Origin of the sequence: Erwinia sp. PPS120 (genome assembly GCF_047918655.1) — a bacterium.
GTDB lineage: Bacteria > Pseudomonadota > Gammaproteobacteria > Enterobacterales > Enterobacteriaceae > Erwinia > Erwinia tasmaniensis_A.
Genome location: NZ_JBLREF010000034.1, coordinates 1 through 16,050, shown reverse-complemented (window position 1 = coordinate 16,050; position 16,050 = coordinate 1). Strand labels below are relative to the sequence as shown.

Here is a 16,050-nt window from a genome sequence, read left to right as displayed (position 1 = left end):
GCTGGCGGGAGTACGTTCGGCAGCCAGCCTGATGACTAAATGGGGTAGTGGGGTCGGATGATATCTAATTCAACACCCAGCCTGATGGCGTGTTTGGCGTTGCAGGTAATTGTGCTGGTCGTGGACAACGAAGGTACAGCCACTGGTGATATTATGATGACATGCCATATCAAACAGGCGTGGTATCTGGACCCCTCGTTGCATAAGGCTTTTTTCATCCCAGAAAAAAGGGGTAAGCCTTTGCTGGGCACGACTCAGAACAGGATCGATATGGTGAAAGCTATTATCGATATAGATCTCAAACCATTCACGCCTGTTGGAGATAATCGAAAAATCGGCTGGATTATTCTTATTTCGGATCGCATATGCGTAGTTAATGTTTTTAAGCGTCTTCAGTTCCACTTCCAGGTAGTCCTGAATGACTGCATTAATAGCTTCCTTATTGAACAAGGGCTGAATCATATCCTTTCCTCGAAAAACCCTGTCTGGTTTTATAAATACAAAACGGGTACACCGTTTACCTGTCTTTGACGCAGGTTTAAATTAATTCAGCCTGACACAATCATGGAGTGGGTGGGTTTTATAAATTTATGAAAAAAGATCCCTGTATATTGGCAATTTAAAAATATCGAATCACTAAATTGGTTTAGCTATAAGATAAATTTTCTTTGGCAAAAAGGATAGCTCTACTTAAGTATAGTTGGTGGCGATTTTTTAGCCGCTGTCACTTGTGCGGTAAGATGCAGTCTGCGTATCCCTACGCAGGCTGCATCTGATCTCACTTAACCCTTTAACTTTTCAATCGCCCAGGCTATTCCACTGGCGTAATCTTCCGGCAGCAGCGGCACCAGGTTACGCATTGCCACCTGTAGCGATTTCACGCTGACATCGTTCAGATTGAGATGTCCAACCTTCCGGCCCGCGCGAACTTCTTTTTCGTACCAGTGGAGATGCACCAGCGGCAGATCTAACCACTGCACATTCACCCCGGTGCCGATCAGGTTGATCATTACTGACGGCGTGCTGACCACCGGCTTCGGCAGAGGGAGGTTCAGGATTGCGCGCAGATGCAGTTCGAACTGGCTGATGGAGGCGCCGTTTTGCGTCCAGTGCCCGCTGTTATGCACGCGCGGGGCCAGTTCGTTGATCAGCAGACCTTCCGGCACCACAAAGCACTCCATCGCCATCACGCCGACGTAGTTGAGCTTATGCATAATGGCCGACAGCATCGTTTCTGCCTGCTGCTGACGGGCCTTATCCGGCTCTGGTAGCGCCACGCTGGTGCGCAGAATACCGTCCTGATGAAGGTTATGCGTCAGCGGATAGAAAACCGTACTGCCATCAGGTGCCCGCGCACCGACCAGCGACACTTCGCCGGAAAAATTAATGCCCTTTTCCACAATGCATTCACCGTAGCCGTCAGCGGGCAGCGCATCGGTTTCGCCCTGGCGTAAACGCCACTGGCCCCGGCCATCGTAGCCGCCGGTGCGGCGCTTAACGATCGCCAGCTCGCCCAGAGTGGCAAAAATTTGCGGCCACTCGCTGGCATCGGCCAGCAGCTGCCAGGGCGCAGTGGCCAGGCCCAGCCGGTCGAGGAGCTGTTTTTGCGTCAGCCTATCCGCCAGCAGCGGAAAGATATCGCGGTTAACAAAAGCGGTATGGCTGGCCAGCTCGCGCGTTAGCGCCGTTTCCGGCCAGCGTTCGATCTCAGCAGTGATTACACTTTGCTGGATGGGCAGCGCCTCCGGCTCGGCGTCAAGGCCAACAGGATAGACGGCAATGCCCAGCGGCTCACCGGCCTGACGCAGCATGCGCCCCAGCTGTCCGTTACCCAGTACGCAGACGGGCTTCATGGGGTCACCTGTGGGTCTGGATTATTGAGCACCTCGTCGGTCTGGCTTTTGCGCCAGTCGGTGAGGCGTGCAGCCAGGCCTGCATCATGCAGCGCCAGGATCTGCGCAGCCAGCAGCGCTGCGTTTGCCGCGCCCGCCTTGCCAATGGCCAGCGTACCGACCGGGATACCGCGCGGCATCTGTACAATAGAGTAGAGGCTGTCGACGCCGCTCAGGGCTGCACTCTGTACCGGAACGCCGAGGACCGGCACCAGCGTCTTTGCAGCCAGCATACCCGGAAGATGGGCCGCACCGCCCGCACCGGCAATAATCACCTGAAAGCCGTTTTCCTGCGCCTGTTCGGCAAAGCTAAAGAGCTTGTCCGGCGTGCGGTGGGCCGAAACGACTTCACAGTGAAAGGGAACGGCCAGGCCGGTGAGAATTTCCGCAGCAAACTGCATGGTTGCCCAGTCACTTTTGGAACCCATAACAATAGCAATGCGGGCCGATGCGGCGTTGGAAGACATGCGGGTCTGACTCCTGTGATTGTACATACGTCATCGGAAGACCTGCACTTACTTGAGCGGGCCGCCGGATGGGAAGGGCTGAGAGAATAACATGACTGGAGGGCAAGGAAAACGGTTGCGTATGCCCTTCATCCGCAAAAAAAACGCATTCAACCGTCTAAAAGGGGAAAGCGATCAATGCCGTTTCATCGGGGCTGACGCGGATCATGGAGCCTTCGGTGTGCCAGGCGCCCAGCACCATGCGCTCGGCCGGCTGGCCGTTAACCTCGAGCTGATGAACGGCGGGTCGGTGGGTATGGCCATGTATCAGGTACTGCACCTGATGACGGGACATCGACTCGCTGACCGCAGCGGAATTGACGTCCATAATTGCGACATCTTTACTGCTGTTAGCCTGTTTACTGCCGGATCGCATACGCGCAGCAATGCGCTGACGCAGGGAGAGGGGGAGGGCAAGGAACAGCGTTTGCAGCCAGCGCTGATGTACCCGTCGGCGAAACTGCTGGTAGCCTGCATCGTCAGTGCAGAGCGTATCGCCATGCATAATCAGAATACGTTTACCGTACAGCTCCAGCACCGTCTCCTGGGGCAGAAGCGTCATGCCGCAGGCGGCGGCAAAGCGCTTCCCCAGCAGGAAATCACGGTTGCCATGAATAAAGTAGCTGGGAATACCACGCTGCTTTAACGCATTCAGGGCAAGGGCGATTTCTGCATGCAGCGGCTGCGGATCGTCGTCGCCGATCCAGGCTTCAAACAGATCGCCGAGAATATATAAGGCATCGGCGTGGAAAGCTTCACGTCGCAAAAAAGCAAGAAAACCGGCAGTAATTGCCGGTTCTTCAGTGCAGAGATGCAAATCTGCGATAAACAGCGTGCAGGACATTATTCGCTAACGATCACGTTCTGAATAATAACGTCTTCTTTTGGCACGTCCTGATGCATACCGCTACGGCCGGTGGCAACGGCTTTAATCTTCTCAACCACGTCCATACCTTCAACCACTTCTGCAAATACGCAGTAACCCCAGCCCTGCAGGCTTTCGTCGCGGAAGTTCAGGAAGTCGTTATCCGCCACGTTGATAAAAAACTGCGCGGTCGCGGAGTGAGGAGCCTGAGTCCGGGCCATGGCCAGCGTACCTTTGGTGTTTTTCAGACCGTTGCTGGCTTCGTTGCGGATCTCTTCTTTGGTATCTTTCTGCTTCATGCCCGGTTCGAAACCGCCGCCCTGAACCATAAAGCCGTTGATAACGCGGTGAAAAATGGTGTTGTTATAAAAACCTTCGCGGCAGTATTCCAGGAAGTTTTTAACGGTAGCGGGCGCTTTGTCATCAAAGGTTTTGATAACGATATCGCCATGATTAGTCTGGAAAGTAACCATATTATCATCCTGTCGAAATTGAAGTATTTATCGGTAAGCAAGTGCCGGTGCCCTCAGGGCATTCGCACGCTTTTGGCAGACCGCTTTTATATCACAAATTGTTATGTCGAGTCAGCCCTGCTGCATAACGGGACCGCGCCAGCGCCTTGCTTTGCGTGGCGGTTACGTTAACAATACGGCAGAATACCAAACTGGTTTATCCCGCACACGTTAAAAACGGAATGTCTCAATGCTAAAGATTTACAACACCCTGAGTCGTCAAAAAGAGGAATTTAAACCCATTCATGCTGGTGCTGTCGGCATGTACGTGTGCGGCATTACCGTTTATGACCTCTGTCACATTGGACACGGACGCACGTTTGTTGCCTTTGACGTGGTGGCACGCTACCTGCGCTATCTGGGTTACTCGCTAAAATACGTGCGTAACATCACCGATGTTGACGACAAGATAATCAAACGTGCCAACGAGAACGGCGAGTCGATAGAAGTGCTGACCAACCGGATGATTAGCGAGATGCATGCAGATTTTGCTGCTCTCAACATCCTGCCGCCGGATTGCGAGCCACGCGCCACGCGCCATATCGGCGAAATTATTGAAATTGTCGAAAAGCTGATCGCGCGCGATCACGCTTATGTTGCCAGCAACGGCGACGTGATGTTCTCGGTGGACAGCGATCGGAATTATGGCCAGCTCTCCCGTCAGGATCTGGATCAGCTCCAGGCCGGTGCCCGTGTGGACGTGGCGGAAGACGTCAAGCGCAATCCGATGGACTTTGTGCTGTGGAAGATGTCGAAAGCCAACGAGCCGGGCTGGGATTCTCCATGGGGCGAAGGCCGTCCGGGCTGGCATATTGAGTGTTCGGCGATGAACTGCAAGCAGCTGGGCGACCATTTTGATATCCACGGCGGCGGATCGGACCTGATGTTCCCGCACCACGAGAACGAGATCGCCCAGTCCAGCTGTGCGCACGACGGTCCCTATGTGAACTACTGGATGCACTCCGGCATGGTGATGGTAGACCGTGAGAAAATGTCGAAGTCGCTGGGTAACTTCTTCACTATGCGCGACGTGCTGACACATTATGATGCGGAAACGGTGCGTTACTTCCTGATGTCGGGCCACTATCGCAGCCAGCTGAACTATGGCGAAGATAACCTGAAACAGGCGCGATCGGCGCTGGAACGCCTCTATATTGCGCTACGTAATACGGATGCGTCGGCGTCACCCGCGGGGGGGGAAGCATTCGAGGCCCGCTTCCGCGAGGCGATGGATGATGACTTCAACACGCCGGAAGCCTACTCGGTGCTGTTCGATCTGGCGCGCGAAGTGAACCGCATGAAGGCTGAGAACGTTGCCGCCGTTGACGGTCTGGCCGCAACGCTACGCTCGCTTGCTGGCGTACTGGGCCTGCTGGCGCAGGATCCGGAGCTATTTTTGCAGAGCGGAGCACAGGACGCGAATGATAACTCGGCGGAAATTGATGCGCTGGTGCAGATGCGGATTAACGCCCGTAGAGAGAAAAACTGGGCGCAGGCGGATATTGCGCGCGACAAGCTGAACGAACTCGGTATTGTGCTGGAAGATGGCCCGCAGGGCACCAGCTGGCGTCGGAAGTAGTAAACAGCGTCAGGGCGCTCGCTCCTGACGCTTCTCCCGGTGCTCAGCCTGCGGGCGGGGCACCGGGAAGAGGTAATCTTATTCGGTCACCGTAATGCTGTTGCCGTCGAACTCCACCTTCTGGCCTGAGACGATTTTACAGCGCTTACGGGTTTCAACCTTGCCATTAACGGTGACATAGCCTTCGGCTATCAGCGATTTCGCTACCGCGCCGCTTTCTACCCAGCCTTCCAGCTTTAGCAGATCGCAGAGATCGACGTGCGGATGCTTACCTAAAGAGAACGTTGCCATTACTGTGCTGCTCCATCATTAAATTCTTCACATGCCTGAAGGGTATTCTGGATAAGCGTGGCGACCGTCATCGGGCCAACGCCGCCAGGAACCGGCGTAATATACGACGCGCGCGCGGAGGCGGTTTCAAAATCCACATCGCCGACGACCTTGCCACTCTCCAGGCGGTTAATGCCCACATCTATCACAATCGCACCGGGCTTAATCCAGTCGCCGGGGATAAAGCCAGGCTTGCCGACGGCAACGACCAGCAGATCCGCATGCCCGACGTGACGACGTAAATCTTTGGTAAAACGGTGGGTTACGGTCGTGGTGCAGCCCGCCAGCAGCAGCTCCATACTCATCGGACGGCCCACGATATTAGATGCACCAATCACCACCGCATTAAGCCCGAAAGTATCAATATTATAGCGCTCAAGCAGGGTAACGATGCCGCGAGGCGTACAGGGGCGAAGCTTAGGCGCACGCTGGCACAGGCGGCCAACGTTATAAGGATGGAAGCCATCCACGTCCTTGGTTGGCGAAATATGCTCCAGCACCTTAACGTTATCAATGCCTGCCGGCAGCGGCAGCTGCACCAGGATACCGTCGATTTCACCGTCGTTATTCAGCTGCTCAATCAGCTCCAGCAGCGCTGCTTCGCTGGTGGTCGCGGGCAGGTCGTAAGAGCGGGAGATAAAGCCCACCTCTTCGCAGGCGCGACGCTTGCTGCTTACGTAAATCTGCGAAGCCGGGTTCTCACCCACCAGAACCACGGCCAGCCCAGGCGCCCGTTTTCCAGCGGCCAGACGCTGCTGCACTTTCTCAGCAACCTCCTGGCGTACCTGCTGCGCAATCGTTTTACCGTCAATAATCTTTGCTACCATCAGAGAGGGGATCCATCTGTGTTGAGTTAAAACGGGGAATGGCGCCTATTTTGTCAGAAGCGGCGGCCGCTGTCAGGCACAGTTTTGCCGGCTACTGTGCAATAGTGCAGCAACAGCGCTCCGCATCAGGTAAAATCGTTGACTCAGCAGCCCCGCTCCGTATAATTCGACGCAGTTCACTATGCGCCCTTAGCTCAGTTGGATAGAGCACCGGCCTTCTAAGCCGTAGGTCACAGGTTCGAATCCTGTAGGGCGTACCATTTCGAAGTAAATAGACGTCAATCGGCGTCTTTTTTTATGCCTAAAATTCAGTAAGTTGGTTGATTTTAGTGCGTCGAGATTCTCTGCAAGTCTACCTACATCTACCAGCATCAAGTAGTATCTGTTGGTATATGTGATGGTACATCCCCGTTCAATAAAATCTTGTACCAACAGCCAGCAACGGAGGGCCTTAAATGGCATTAACCGATGTAAAGGTAAGAAGTGCAAAGCCTACCGATAAGCCTTACAAGCTTACCGATGGCGAAGGAATGCATTTAATGGTTCATCCCAATGGATCTAAATACTGGCGCTTACAGTACCGCTTTGACGGTAAACAAAAGATGCTGGCGTTAGGTATCTATCCAGAGATTTCGTTATCTGAAGCCAGACAACGCAGAGATGAAGCTAAACGGCAAGTCGCTAACGCTATTGATCCCAGTGAACAGAAAAAGGTTGACAAACAAGCTCGCAAAGCGACGGTAGAAAACACCTTCAAAGCTATCGCACTGGAGTGGCATGAGTACAAGCGCCCTAACTGGTCGAAGGGTTACGCTGAAGACATTATGGAAGCGTTTGAAAACGATATCTTCCCGGATATCGGTAAGCGCCCAATTGCAGAGATAAAGCCTCTGGAGATTCTCAGTTCACTTCGTAAACTCGAAAAACGTGGTGTTTTAGACAAACTGCGCAAAATCCGCCAGGCCTGTAATCAGGTATTTCGTTACGCCATTGTCACTGGTCGAGCTGAAACTAACCCAGCCTCAGAGCTGGCGAGTGCGTTAACCCCACCAAAATCTGTTCATTACCCTCACCTGTTAGCAGATGACTTTCCGGCTTTCTTACAAGCTCTTGCTGATTATTCCGGCAGCCCAATAACCCGGCTAGCGACAAAGATTCTGATGTTAACAGGCATTCGTACTATTGAACTGCGTATGGCTGAATGGAAAGAATTTGATTTCGAGAAACGTGTTTGGGAGGTCCCGGTAGAAAGGATGAAGATGCGTCGCCCGCATCTGGTGCCTTTATCGGATCAAGTTGTGTCGTCACTTCGTGAGATTCAAGTGGTGACAGGTCGTTATAATCTTGTTTTCCCTGGGCGTAACGACATCACTAAACCGATGAGTGAAGCGAGTATCAATCAGGTATTAAAAAGGATTGGTTATCACGGGAAGGCGACAGGACATGGTTTCCGGCACACGATGAGTACTATCCTTCATGAACAGGGCTATAACACAGCGTGGATCGAGTTACAGCTTGCTCATGTGGATAAGAACACCATTCGTGGCACGTACAACCATGCGCAGTACCTAGAGCAGCGTAGGGGGATGTTGCAGTGGTATGCGGAATATATTCACAGCCTTTCTGCAAGTAACTTAAAAAACGTCTCATGAAAAAAAGACATCTAGCTATGTTAACGGCTAGATGTCCAGTAGGTGATATTTAGAAATAATACCGCTTTTTTGAAAAGAAAAAATATTGAAAGGCCCTTGAAATGCTTATACATTAAGGTGCCAATTCTACTTATTTACTTAGTCGCATTTTAGATAAAACGTTTAGCATAAGTGCAAATTAATGTGAAAACTTTCGAGGGTGGCATGGATAGAAAAATCGCAGTAGCAAGATGTCATGAAATCCAATTGGCTATACGAGATAAAGAAGTTACTAAGTTTGAAAAAATACCTGAAATAGGAATGGCGGTGCAATTAGCTCTTCACATAAGAGGACTACCGATTATTGAATATGATCTTCTAAAAATGGTGGCGACTTCTCTTATAGGAATACCTCGGTTAGCTGTTGATAGAATCGTCAATCTTTTGGCAGAGATTGGATTTGTTAAAATTCACTCTGAAGGAAAAAGTATTAAAGCTGTACTACCTAATGTTCCTTATTTCGAAGATTTATATGACGGGATCGGTGAGTATTTTGAAAATCAGTCGAATCCTGATGAGTTCGAGAAACTGTCCCTTATAATAGTAGATTCATTGGCAGGATCACCTTTTAATATTGATTCTCTAGCAAATAAATTAGGTGCTGATAGAAAAGACTTTGATCAAAGTATTGAGATTGGAGAAAAAGGAAATTATATCTACTCCAGAAGATGTAGATCTAAAAAAATACTTCTGAATCCTACATATTTTTCCGAGAATGCAGATATATTTGCCGATCAAGTCGCAAAGTCAGGAGCTAGAACAGTACAAAAAACTCTACGTCTGCTAGAAAAAGCTCAAGGGTGGCCTCTATCACTAATCTTGAAAACTAAGGAAATATCCGGGTACTCTCTCTCCGACGATGAAACTAGCTTGATCAAAAGGTTGGCACAAGACGGTATGGTAAAACCACCATCTATCATCACCTCTTACTCTGGGGATAACTCATTTATATTTACTCCTACACCTAATTTTACAAACATTAGCCCGTTTAAAAGAGAGCAATATGAACGGGCCCTAGCAATTGTTTCTGCTATACGGCAGGGAGAACTATTACCAAATAAATACAGAATTAGAAGCCCTGGAGCTGTTTTATACAAATTGAAAACCGAGCTTAAGCTGGCACCAACCAGTGATTATGCTGAACAATATCAAAATCTTCAGCACTTACGTATAGCAAAACTGGTCACCCTTAATAATGGCTATCATCAACTCGATATTATTGATACACCGGAAAATAGAGAGTCCTTAAAAATTGCATATCAATTAGTTCAAGGAGATAAAATACCCGAACTAGTAGTTGATAATGATGTAATGAAAGCGATGGCAGGTGATCGTGAATATGTAGAGTCTTTAGTTAGTTCCAAATTAATGCGTGAAAAGGAAAATATATCGCTTTCTGAAGAAACACAGAATGAATTAACACAGTTGCTTTTGGAGAAGATTTAATGTTAAAAGACAGAGCCCAAAAAGCACTAGCTTTGAAATTTTGTATATCCAAACGCTGGTTACCACAACTCGAGGTAAATATAGAGTCAAGCAAGCGAATTGAAAAGCAAAATTTACTGCTTACTGATTTAGATGTTCTTGCTATTGCTTTATCTCCTGTCGGCGAACAGGTTAAATTTATTTTCGATTGTAAAAGTGGAAACAGAGAATCACCGATAGGACGTGTTTTTTGGTTAAAAGGAGTAATGGAAAAAACGCACTCATCCCACGGTTTTATCCTGATGAACTCGAAAATAAATATTGGGAAAGATCACAGATTAACTGCAGCAGATCTACATATTTCATTACTTAAAGAAAATGAATTTGAAAGTTTATCTATCGGTACCGGTGGGACGACGTCTATAAATATAGACTATTCAGTAGCGGCAGATATTTCAGCATGGGAAAAGTTGTCGGAACTTAACAAAAAATATCCTAACATGTCAGAATATCTTTTATTTTCTAGTTCATCTTTTTGGATGATAAATGAGCCAGGCGAACAGTGTAGGAAGGTTGTCGCTAAACTGAGAAGAATAAGATCAGAGTTAGATCCATCTAAGAATGAACATTTATGCATATTTGGTGATGCTCTTTCATTATTTTTGATGACAATTTCAAACATAGCAAATAAATTACTGCTAGTATTAATTTCACCAACTGAGAAAGATGATTTTTCCTCTCTTGTATTAGCATACCTATATGGAGGTTATGAGAACCTTAATGCAGCTATTAAAATTCGTAGCCTAGCAACTGGTCAAAATGAAGGTGATGCATTAAGTATTTTTCCAGAAACAAATAAATTTGAACATTTGATTAGAGAAATAATGCAAGCCCCACAGCAAGCTATGGCTGCTGCTTTATTAGCTCGAGAGTTATCTCTTTGCATGTTAACTAATTCTGAACAAACCAATTTTCAATTAGATATTGCAAATGAAAATCCATATGCAACAAAATTCATTTTACTTGCTTCTGAATATCTGCAACAAGCTATAAAACTGCCACCTGAATTTAATGAAATATTTTCAAAGATTTCTTTTGGAATAACCGCTGAAAATACCAAAAGGAAAAAATGAAATACTTCTGGGCGAAGACTAATGTCTTCGCCCAGAAAACCAAAGGGGGATGATAAATTAAAAAACTCAGATGCCAGTATTAAGTTGAGTGATATTTATTAAAATGTTTTATTTTTTGCTTCCAAATTGTATACCTAGGAGTTTATTTCCAGGCTTGTCTCCTCGCAGAGTGAGAACAATTTGTGATGCCAATTCTTTCATTTCTTGCTCAGACAGAGTTGCAGCCATAGCTTGGAAATTTTCTGTATTTAACGTTGCTATATACTGTTTACCACTTAGTTTTGCTGATTGATTGACGAAAGCAAACCACCTTGAACGTACTCCCGGGTCAATATCAGCAAATAGGCGATTGTCATGCCATAACATATTCATTGCATGATTTTCACCAAACATAAATACTAACCAATCAAAACATAGTATTCTAGCATCATTAATACCATCAGAGTCATCACCTTCTATTTGAATGCTTAAATCGTAGCGAATTTGATTATCACCAGTATTTACATCTAAAACTATGCCAGCTGGCACTCTCGGATACATTATTTCAGCAAGCTCTGCGAATATTTTATCGTATTCTGATAAAGGGTTCGTTGATGCATAATCAACGGCCAATCTGTCCTGCTCGACTTTTCGCTCTCTCAATTTTTGTGCTTTTTCTTGAAGGTTGACTGAGAAGTTTAAATAATCGTTCAGTCTTATTTTTTCTTCTTCAAATTCAGCAAGTTGCCTTGCAATGATTGCATATTCATCAAGTGCCCTTTTCCCATGTAGAGATTGTAAATTTGAATCGCGCAGCATCGAAGTTTCAGTAATATTGAATTGGAGTATTTCCAACTCAGATAACAGTCTGACTTTATCATTCTCTAATCGTTTCTTTCGGTTAAAAGAAAGTGAGTTATGAAAGTTCTCAACTGTCTCAAAATGTACCAAAGTTTCTGGTTTAAAAATATCCTGTAGACCGGAATATAACTCAAGAAGATCCTCTCTTGATATGTCAGGATGTGATAATAGAGTTTTCTCTATGTTATTTATTTTAAATTCAATTATATTTTTATTTTTTTCAAGTTCTCGAACCGTTTTCGTTAAGCTATTTGTTTCCTCTTCAATAGCTCTATATTTTTCATGGATTTGAAATGCATTTAGCTCACCTTGTAGCCTTGGAATCTCTCGCTCAAGCCATTCGTAACGAACTTTGGGTTGAGAGCCAGCTCTAAACATATCTTTTAAAACATCATCTTGCTGCCAATTTTTCAAAGATTGGCTTACTTTATCTAAATCTTGCTTGTTATTTCTTTTAGACAAAATTAGAGTGTGATCGATGCCTAATAGAAAAGTTGTGCGAAGCAATGCATCAAAATCTTGTTCTTTTTTAGTTCGAGCTGGATTTATGCAGTCATCTCTTGTGTATCGAGAAAATCTCTTGAATAACGATCTAAAGGAAAGGTATGGAATGTTATTATTTAGATTAAATATGCCACACTTGTCCAATAGATCTTTGTAAGCTTTTAATGATATAGGCTTATCATTTAATAAAATCTTTTTACCATTACCGGTTCTTGAAACTAAGTATTCAGTTCCATTGTGCGAGAAAAGTAATGAAAACCACCAGTCAGGAACAGCTGAAGTTAATTTTTTATCGGCATTGGCTCCTAAACAATGATGTACAAGACCGAGGACCAGTGTTTTACCAACGCCATTGCTGCTACCTTCTTTTTCTTTTGAGCTATCACCTATGATCAATGTTAATCCAGAATCATTGAAATATACTGGATGAAATGTTGGTTGATCACAAGTTAAACGAATCAGTTTCATTTAGCTTCCCTTCGGCTATTATTTATTATCGATTTGAGTCGTTAAAATTATTCGGCCTTCTTCATCAACAATTATCTGTTTGATGCAAAATAGAATATCGATAGAAAATATAAGTTGTGTAAATGATGGCTTTATTAATTCTGTGTTTTTTCTTTGTTCCACTTTTAACCAGAGTTCATCGATAGAGATGGGCTCGTCGATAATTGTACGTATGTATCCTGCAATTGCGACTAAAGAGTTACTAAACCTAATATGTTTATGTGGCAGAAGTATTGTTTGGGTGTTCATACGCATCACATGTCTCGAAATATTTGGCTAAAATCAGTTCAGCTGCGAACCTATAACTTGCAACAGCACTTGCATGAACTCCAGGTGGAAGTAGTTTATCAATCATCCATAAATACCTTAAGTCTGAGCAATCAGGGATATTTTCAGATACGGCTAATTTACTTTGCGCATAAGTTTCTTTTACTTCCTGGGCTATGCTTTGTTCCAAACCGTTATCGACAGAATGAAGGAACTCATTTATTAAATACAGCTGATAGCTAAAGGTTTCAAGCCGCAATTTTATAGGTTTTGTAATGCCATTAATTTTTATTTTCTCATCAAAGTCGGGAGCAGTTTCGCTTAAAAAAGCTAAACTCGACGACGATTTATACGCTAAGAAACTCAATACCTCACCAACTGCGCGACTATCAACAAAATCTAAGTCAACTTTTGGTATCAATCCTACAATATCTTGTTTGTCGCATTCTGATAATGACATGAATTCTTTCAGAAGCTCCATTCCTCCCATTGCTCCTGAATATTCAAGACATTTTTCCGCTGCAAGTTTTTTTAGTGAATGCCCCACAGGGGCAGGGATACCTTTGAAATAATCATTCATGACAAAGGTATATTTCGAGACCCTTCCCCACTTAGCAACTAACTTATCAAAATCGCCAATAGATTTATTAACAGCTTCTAGTTCTTTGATTTGATTTGAAGGTTTAGGACCGTAAACTTGAAAGTAATGAGCTTCGGTATCTATCCACCCATCATTTCCCCCATCTCCCCAATTCCCCCATGGAGACACGGCTTGAAATCCAGGGGTTGTATACTGCATTACCTTCGAGAAAAGAGCCTGGAAGGCGTCCCCCATGCTTTCATGAACTTTCAATCGAAAGAACTGTCGGTATAGGTATTCTTGATTTGTTGAACTCATATGCCCCTGCATCCATGATGAACACTTTTAATGATGATATCCTCTCTTTTTGTGATGTAAACTCGTTATTGAAAAAACTGAAGTTCTGTTCGATTTTTCTGCTGTTGTGCAATGGCTGTAAAGGGCATGGTGTACAGGTCGAACTTTACAAGCTAGCGCAACAGCCTATGAGCTTCGTTCAGAACGAAAAAGTGAAATCATTGCTCGAAGCATCAGGAGCTGAAGGGCTTCCGCTGCTGTTGCTGGATGGTGAAACGGTGATGGAGGGGTGATACCCAATAATATCATTGAGCAGCTTGCAGGAGCTTGTTCGACTGAAATTACGGCGTTCGATGAGTTCATTGGCTTATTAACATACACTTCTCTGCTAACTCGTTTTGATCATATCATTTTTGATACTGCACCGATGGGCCACACTATTCGCCTTCTTCAGGCTTCCCGGAGAATGGAGTAGCTTCATTGAAAGTAACCCGGAAGGCGCGTCCTGTCTTGGTCCAATGGCTAGGCTGGAAAAGCAGCGCGAGAAGTTTTCTTACGCGGTTTGGGCATTAAAACACAGGCCAGATATCCTAAACACTTTAGTGCGCTTCGGTCTGGCGAATTTTATTTCCAGCTAGCCCTGTCTTCCCAGACGCTACGCAGCATTCCTGTTGTAGGTACTCTTACACTAAACCAGTCATAACTGAACACTGCCTTCTGATCGTCATCAAGCGAATCATCACCTGTCAGCACGACTTCACTTCCCGGTACACGAGTACTTTTGTTCACAACAATGCAGTTGATGGGCGGTAAGCCATTTTCAAGGCACAAATTTCCCAGGATCCCCAATTGTCTCGAAAGAAACAATCCGGCGTTAGGCTCCTTACGTTTCATGCGGGAAGCGACTTCACTTACGTGATAGGTTGCACCCATCGTGGGCGAGGGTTACTGAGTTTGGAACTTTCGATATGGCTAACGAGAATTAGCCAGATTTGTTGAGCCTGAACATGAATCCTGTCGCCTTTCACAAAATGTTTTAGTTCATACAATTTATTCACAATACCTGCTCGTCCGTATTGAACATAATGTTCTTTATTGATCATTACGTGCAATATTGCACGCAGCGTTCTTTATTGCAACATGTCAAATCGGGTTCTGAAGACTATTTCTGACACGAAGCAGGCAGGCTTGAGGAACATGACGTCTGCTATGAGCGAAAAGCTGAAGCGGGTAACTGTTCTAACCTCTGATAACAGCATTACTTAAATCGCGCTGTGCTAATCAACATGGAGCAAGTTAGAAGAACTAACAATTTAATATTTCCTGTTATTGTGGTAACGTCGTTTTTCATATAACTTAGCTAATAAATGTCAATGGATTTGTTATAATTATGCAAGGTCTGACTATGGATGATATCTCATTATCTATTGCAAGAAACATGTTTCACCTCCAAGTTTATGAGTCTGACGGAGTTCGCTTTGAAGACTTGTTTTCAAAAATAATGTACTATAAATCGCAAGGTTTTCAGCAGGTTAAACCCTATGGGAATGTTGGAGATAGAAAGAATGATGGTTTTATTAAGGATGAGGGAGTTTATTATCAGGTGTATGCGCCAGAAGATGCATCTAACAATGTACTAGCTGCTGTAAATAAAATAAAAGATGATTTTCAAGGGTTAATGGAATACTGGCATGATATATGCCATATTAAAAAATACTACTTTGTCTTAAATGATAAATATAAGGGTTCCTTGCCGCAGTTGCACAAGGAGTTAATTAATTTGCAAAGTGATTTTAACTTGATTGATACTGGGGTTATTGTAGCGAAGGATCTTGAGCACGACCTTTTCAACTTACCAGATGATATGATTCGTTCAGTTGTCGGGCACCTACCGGATATTGATCATGAAGAATATATGTTTGTATCCGGATTTACTTGCTTTATCTCTGCTTGGATTAATTTTGAAAAAGTTGCAAGGTATAATGTTTGTTCGGTAGAAGAACCTAAACGCCCTCTTTTTGTAGGAAAAGTAGTCGATGTTTTAGTACAAAATAAAATAATTTCTGCGCAGGACGCAGATTTTATTAAACATATTACTCAAATTAGAAATCGTCTTGTACATGGTGTTTCGATGATAGTCCCTAAGAAAAGTGAAATCGATATATTAATTCTCATTACCGAAAAAGTAAAACTAGCTGGCGTATATCGTCTAAATAGCTGTTCCGAATAATAGATCACTTTGAGGGAACTCAGCCCGGATTGTGCGATCTGATCAATCGCCAAACATCACAAATC

16 protein-coding genes, 1 tRNA gene and 2 pseudogenes are annotated in these 16,050 nt (G+C 45.2%); 8 read left to right on the top strand and 11 right to left on the bottom strand.

The window, feature by feature from the left end:
* Window positions 1-69: 69 nt before the first annotated feature.
* From ACLRGG_RS15890 to ppiB, 5 genes are all read right to left on the bottom strand, one after another.
* Window positions 70-462: an autoinducer binding domain-containing protein gene (locus ACLRGG_RS15890; RefSeq protein WP_416250688.1), complete on the bottom strand. Its 393-nt coding sequence runs from the start codon at window positions 460-462 to the stop codon at window positions 70-72.
* A 320-nt stretch (window positions 463-782) separates the two neighbouring features.
* Window positions 783-1,853, bottom strand: a complete 1,071-nt coding sequence (gene purK, locus ACLRGG_RS15885; protein WP_416250687.1) for a 5-(carboxyamino)imidazole ribonucleotide synthase — start codon at window positions 1,851-1,853, stop codon at window positions 783-785.
* Window positions 1,850-2,359: a 5-(carboxyamino)imidazole ribonucleotide mutase gene (gene purE / locus ACLRGG_RS15880; protein ID WP_416250686.1), complete on the bottom strand. Its 510-nt coding sequence runs from the start codon at window positions 2,357-2,359 to the stop codon at window positions 1,850-1,852. The genes purK and purE overlap by 4 nt, the downstream gene beginning before the upstream one ends.
* A 157-nt stretch (window positions 2,360-2,516) precedes the next feature.
* On the bottom strand, window positions 2,517-3,242 hold the full coding sequence (gene lpxH / locus ACLRGG_RS15875; RefSeq protein WP_416250685.1) for a UDP-2,3-diacylglucosamine diphosphatase: 726 nt from the start codon (window positions 3,240-3,242) through the stop codon (window positions 2,517-2,519).
* The gene (gene ppiB, locus ACLRGG_RS15870) at window positions 3,242-3,736 is read right to left on the bottom strand and encodes a peptidylprolyl isomerase B (protein WP_345830997.1); all 495 of its coding nucleotides are present in this window, start codon (window positions 3,734-3,736) and stop codon (window positions 3,242-3,244) included. Before ppiB ends, lpxH begins: the two co-directional genes overlap by 1 nt.
* Window positions 3,737-3,965: 229 nt before the next feature.
* Between ppiB and cysS the strand changes: the two genes are divergently transcribed.
* Window positions 3,966-5,354: a cysteine--tRNA ligase gene (gene cysS / locus ACLRGG_RS15865; protein ID WP_416250684.1), complete on the top strand. Its 1,389-nt coding sequence runs from the start codon at window positions 3,966-3,968 to the stop codon at window positions 5,352-5,354.
* Between the two features lie 78 nt (window positions 5,355-5,432).
* Here cysS and ybcJ read toward each other — a convergent pair whose 3' ends face one another.
* Both ybcJ and folD read right to left on the bottom strand, forming a co-directional pair.
* Window positions 5,433-5,645, bottom strand: coding sequence for a ribosome-associated protein YbcJ (ybcJ, locus tag ACLRGG_RS15860; RefSeq protein ID WP_416250683.1), 213 nt, complete (start codon window positions 5,643-5,645; stop codon window positions 5,433-5,435).
* Window positions 5,645-6,511, bottom strand: a complete 867-nt coding sequence (folD, locus tag ACLRGG_RS15855) for a bifunctional methylenetetrahydrofolate dehydrogenase/methenyltetrahydrofolate cyclohydrolase FolD (protein ID WP_416250682.1) — start codon at window positions 6,509-6,511, stop codon at window positions 5,645-5,647. The genes ybcJ and folD overlap by 1 nt, the downstream gene beginning before the upstream one ends.
* A 183-nt stretch (window positions 6,512-6,694) precedes the next feature.
* On the opposite strand from folD, the gene ACLRGG_RS15850 reads away from it, so the two are divergent.
* From ACLRGG_RS15850 to ACLRGG_RS15835, 4 genes are all read left to right on the top strand, one after another.
* A tRNA-Arg gene (locus tag ACLRGG_RS15850) sits at window positions 6,695-6,771 on the top strand.
* Window positions 6,772-6,966: 195 nt separating this feature from the next.
* The gene (locus tag ACLRGG_RS15845) at window positions 6,967-8,163 is read left to right on the top strand and encodes a tyrosine-type recombinase/integrase (protein WP_416250681.1); all 1,197 of its coding nucleotides are present in this window, start codon (window positions 6,967-6,969) and stop codon (window positions 8,161-8,163) included.
* Between the two features lie 183 nt (window positions 8,164-8,346).
* Entirely contained in the window at window positions 8,347-9,648 is a 1,302-nt protein-coding gene (locus ACLRGG_RS15840) for a hypothetical protein (RefSeq protein ID WP_416250680.1), read from the top strand.
* Complete coding sequence (locus tag ACLRGG_RS15835; protein ID WP_416250678.1) at window positions 9,648-10,760, top strand: hypothetical protein; 1,113 nt, start codon at window positions 9,648-9,650, stop codon at window positions 10,758-10,760. The genes ACLRGG_RS15840 and ACLRGG_RS15835 overlap by 1 nt, the downstream gene beginning before the upstream one ends.
* Window positions 10,761-10,868: 108 nt before the next feature.
* Here ACLRGG_RS15835 and ACLRGG_RS15830 read toward each other — a convergent pair whose 3' ends face one another.
* Genes ACLRGG_RS15830 through ACLRGG_RS15820 form a run of 3 tightly spaced genes read right to left on the bottom strand, consistent with a single transcriptional unit; the run spans window position 10,869 to window position 13,776 of the window.
* Entirely contained in the window at window positions 10,869-12,572 is a 1,704-nt protein-coding gene (locus tag ACLRGG_RS15830) for a DUF2326 domain-containing protein (protein ID WP_416250676.1), read from the bottom strand.
* Between the two features lie 18 nt (window positions 12,573-12,590).
* Window positions 12,591-12,860: an ABC-three component system middle component 6 gene (locus ACLRGG_RS15825; protein WP_416250674.1), complete on the bottom strand. Its 270-nt coding sequence runs from the start codon at window positions 12,858-12,860 to the stop codon at window positions 12,591-12,593.
* Window positions 12,829-13,776, bottom strand: coding sequence for an ABC-three component system protein (locus ACLRGG_RS15820; RefSeq protein WP_416250673.1), 948 nt, complete (start codon window positions 13,774-13,776; stop codon window positions 12,829-12,831). Before ACLRGG_RS15820 ends, ACLRGG_RS15825 begins: the two co-directional genes overlap by 32 nt.
* A 79-nt stretch (window positions 13,777-13,855) precedes the next feature.
* Between ACLRGG_RS15820 and ACLRGG_RS15815 the strand changes: the two are divergent.
* A pseudogene (locus ACLRGG_RS15815) lies at window positions 13,856-14,045 on the top strand (arsenic metallochaperone ArsD family protein); the annotation flags it as partial.
* A gap of 2 nt (window positions 14,046-14,047) precedes the next feature.
* Window positions 14,048-14,327, top strand: a pseudogene (locus ACLRGG_RS15810) (ArsA-related P-loop ATPase); the annotation flags it as partial.
* 52 nt (window positions 14,328-14,379) lie between these two features.
* On the opposite strand, the gene ACLRGG_RS15805 reads toward ACLRGG_RS15810, so the two are convergent.
* Complete coding sequence (locus ACLRGG_RS15805) at window positions 14,380-14,649, bottom strand: hypothetical protein (protein ID WP_416250923.1); 270 nt, start codon at window positions 14,647-14,649, stop codon at window positions 14,380-14,382.
* A gap of 496 nt (window positions 14,650-15,145) precedes the next feature.
* On the opposite strand from ACLRGG_RS15805, the gene ACLRGG_RS15800 reads away from it, so the two are divergent.
* On the top strand, window positions 15,146-15,985 hold the full coding sequence (locus ACLRGG_RS15800; RefSeq protein ID WP_416250671.1) for a hypothetical protein: 840 nt from the start codon (window positions 15,146-15,148) through the stop codon (window positions 15,983-15,985).
* Window positions 15,986-16,050: the final 65 nt, after the last annotated feature.